Genomic DNA, 2,597 nt, shown 5'->3' on the forward strand with positions numbered 1-2,597 from the left:
ACCTGTTCAATACTTTCAGCTGTAGCTGTAATAATTATCTTTTTCATGAAAACTATTATACCAAAAAAGTTATTTTGCTCTCTAAATTTCTTAATTTTGTAAAAATTGTAACAGTTTTGTAACATTTCTATGCTTGAAAACGTGTTAAAATAATAGAGTACTGTTAGGAGAGAGAAATATGCCCGCAAGAAAACTTAGAATTGTTGAAGAATACGACTATGTCGAAGTCCCTCTTCAACAAGAGAATACAACAACTAATTATGATTTTAACCTTGATACTGAACCAGCTCCGCAATTAAGTGAGCTACTATTTTTCCTTAATATTGCTGTGTTTTGTGTCTTAACTGTTTTATTTAGTTTCGTCTTTTTATCAATGAAGATGAATACCTTCTTTGCTTTTGCCTCAGCAATTGCTTGTAGTTTGGGAAGTATCCAAGCTTTCCGTATTTTCCAGTTAAAACGGAAACAGGACTAAGATTAATTTTTTAGCCTCCTTCGGGAGGCTTTTTGGCATCCCCCATCCTCGTTTGTCATCTCATAAAAGAAATCCCTCACCATTGGTGAGGGATTATTTTATTCTTCTTCTACAGCTGTTTCTTTGATCTCTTCTTCCACTTCTGGAAGAGCTGTTTCTTCTAATTCAAGGACAATCTCTTCACTTTCTTTTTCCTGTTTAGGCTGGAAAGGACTTGCTTGATTGCCGGTCTTTTGCTGGATTTTTTCCTTAATCGTTTGGATAGCATCTTGTGAAAATTCTACCACATCCTGCGTCTTATCTTTCACTGTCTCGATAACAGTGTCTTTGTTGATCTCGCCACTTTCAACTTTTTCCTTGGTTTGCTGAATAGCGTCTGATGCTTGCTTGGATAGTTCCATTGCAGATTGTTTCACAGAATCATGAACTTCTTGTGGGTTCTCTTGGTATTCTTTTATAAAACCTTTGACTTTACCAGTCAACTCTTTCCCTTTTTTGGTTGTCAGGAAGTAGGCTGCGGATGCGCCAGTGATCGTTCCAATTAATAATGATGATAAACGTCCCATAAGGTACCTCTTTTCTTATTTAAATAATTTCATAGCCATGCGAGCTGCTTTTAATCCGACGGATGTTTTAACAGTCTTTCCACCAACAACGACAGCTTTTTTGCTAATCTGACGAGCCTGATCATTCAAATCTGATACAGATACAGACAAATCTGCCACTGCAGTGAAGAGTGGATCAATGGTTGCAACCTTTTGATTCAAATCTTCTGTCAAAACATTCACTTTTGCTAACAACTCATTGGTTTGGTGTAAGGTTACATTCACATCTGATGTCAAGGTCTTAATCGTTACCTGAGTCTCATCTACAACTTTTCCAATCTTTGAAAACAAGATAATCAAGTAGATGACCAAAACTACTAAAGCTAACCCTAAAAGCCCATAGGCAATTTCAATAAACATTTCTTTTCTCCTTAATCTATTTCCGTTCTATAAAATGGTGCATTCTTTTTTCGTTGATAGATCATGATGCTGATACCAAGTAGGATGAGGATCAGGGAAAGCCATTGTGATACTCGAATTCCCAAAAACATCAAGCTATCTGTCCGCATTCCTTCAATAATCATTCGACCAAAGCCATACCAGATTAGATAGAAAGCAGTAATTTCGCCCTTTCTCAACAGTTTCGGACGACGACGCAAGTAAAGAATCAGTACAAAACCAAGCAAGTTCCAACAAGATTCATATAAGAAGGTCGGTTGACGGTAATGTCCATCGATAAACATCTGATTACGAATGAAAGAAGGTAAATAATCTAAATTCTTAACAATGGCTCCGTAGGCTTCTTGGTTAACAAAATTGCCCCAACGGCCAATACTTTGAGCAATCATGACACTCGGTGCAGCGATATCTAAGAAATCAACTGGATCAATCAAACGACTGCGTGAAAATAGGTAGAGGACTAGAGCCCCTGCCAGGAGTCCACCATAGATAGCAATCCCACCGTTCCATACGGCAAAAATCTCTCCTGGGTGTTCCCTGTAATAAGACCATTGAAAAATAACATAGTAAAGACGAGCCCCTATGATTGCTACTGGAAAAGCAATCAGAATGAAATCAATAATATCGTCTGACTCTATCCCTTTACGAGGGGCTTCTTTCATAGACAGGATAACCGCCAAAAGGAGACCGAGGACGATACAAATCGCATACCAGCGAATGCTAAAGGGACCAAGTTGAATGGCTACTGGATTCATACTTTCACCTCATTTTGATCAATCAACTGGGTCAATCGATCTTCAAAGGTTTTAGTAGCATCATATCCCATTTCTTTGGCGCGGTAGTTCATCGCAGCTGCTTCAATGACAACGGAAATATTGCGACCTGTCTTAACAGGGATGCGAATTCTTGGAATAGTCACTCCACAGAACTCAATTTCTTCTGCATTATTGCCAAGACGATCGTAGGTTTGTTCCTTGGTGTAGTTTTCTAAATAGACCGCGATTTGAACCTGTGAAGAATCTTTCACAGCACTGGCACCATAGAGACTCATGACATCAATAATCCCTACTCCCCGAATCTCTAACATATGGCGTAGAATTTCAGCGGGCTCACCCCAC

4 protein-coding genes and 1 pseudogene are annotated in these 2,597 nt (G+C 38.8%); 1 reads left to right on the plus strand and 4 read right to left on the minus strand.

The features are described 5' to 3' along the window. Positions 1-178: 178 nt before the first annotated feature. Positions 179-475, plus strand: a complete 297-nt coding sequence (locus ACLOR3_RS07825; protein ID WP_048717392.1) for a DUF3270 family protein — start codon at positions 179-181, stop codon at positions 473-475. Between the two features lie 98 nt (positions 476-573). On the opposite strand, the gene ACLOR3_RS07830 is transcribed toward ACLOR3_RS07825, so the two are convergent. The 4 genes and pseudogenes from ACLOR3_RS07830 to ACLOR3_RS07845 form a co-directional block, all read right to left on the minus strand. Then, complete coding sequence (locus ACLOR3_RS07830) at positions 574-1,041, minus strand: YtxH domain-containing protein (protein WP_048717394.1); 468 nt, start codon at positions 1,039-1,041, stop codon at positions 574-576. A 15-nt stretch (positions 1,042-1,056) separates the two neighbouring features. Continuing rightward, positions 1,057-1,440 carry a DUF948 domain-containing protein gene (locus ACLOR3_RS07835; protein WP_006595909.1) on the minus strand — a complete coding sequence of 128 codons (384 nt, stop codon included), beginning with the start codon at positions 1,438-1,440 and terminating at the stop codon, positions 1,057-1,059. An 11-nt stretch (positions 1,441-1,451) separates the two neighbouring features. Beyond that, entirely contained in the window at positions 1,452-2,234 is a 783-nt protein-coding gene (gene lgt / locus ACLOR3_RS07840) for a prolipoprotein diacylglyceryl transferase (protein WP_048717396.1), read from the minus strand. After that, a pseudogene (locus tag ACLOR3_RS07845) lies at positions 2,231-2,597 on the minus strand (HPr(Ser) kinase/phosphatase); the annotation flags it as partial. The pseudogene ACLOR3_RS07845 and the gene lgt, both read right to left, overlap by 4 nt.

This window comes from Streptococcus intestinihominis (genome assembly GCF_046824975.1).
GTDB lineage: Bacteria > Bacillota > Bacilli > Lactobacillales > Streptococcaceae > Streptococcus.

What these genes read in the sequence shown, in the direction of transcription:
- lgt (WP_048717396.1), bottom strand. Translation starts at nt 2,234, where the DNA reads ATGAATCCAGTAGCCATTCAACTTGGTCCCTTTAGCATTCGCTGGTAT.
- ACLOR3_RS07825 (WP_048717392.1), top strand. Translation starts at nt 179, where the DNA reads ATGCCCGCAAGAAAACTTAGAATTGTTGAAGAATACGACTATGTCGAA.
- ACLOR3_RS07830 (WP_048717394.1), bottom strand. Translation starts at nt 1,041, where the DNA reads ATGGGACGTTTATCATCATTATTAATTGGAACGATCACTGGCGCATCC.
- ACLOR3_RS07835 (WP_006595909.1), bottom strand. Translation starts at nt 1,440, where the DNA reads ATGTTTATTGAAATTGCCTATGGGCTTTTAGGGTTAGCTTTAGTAGTT.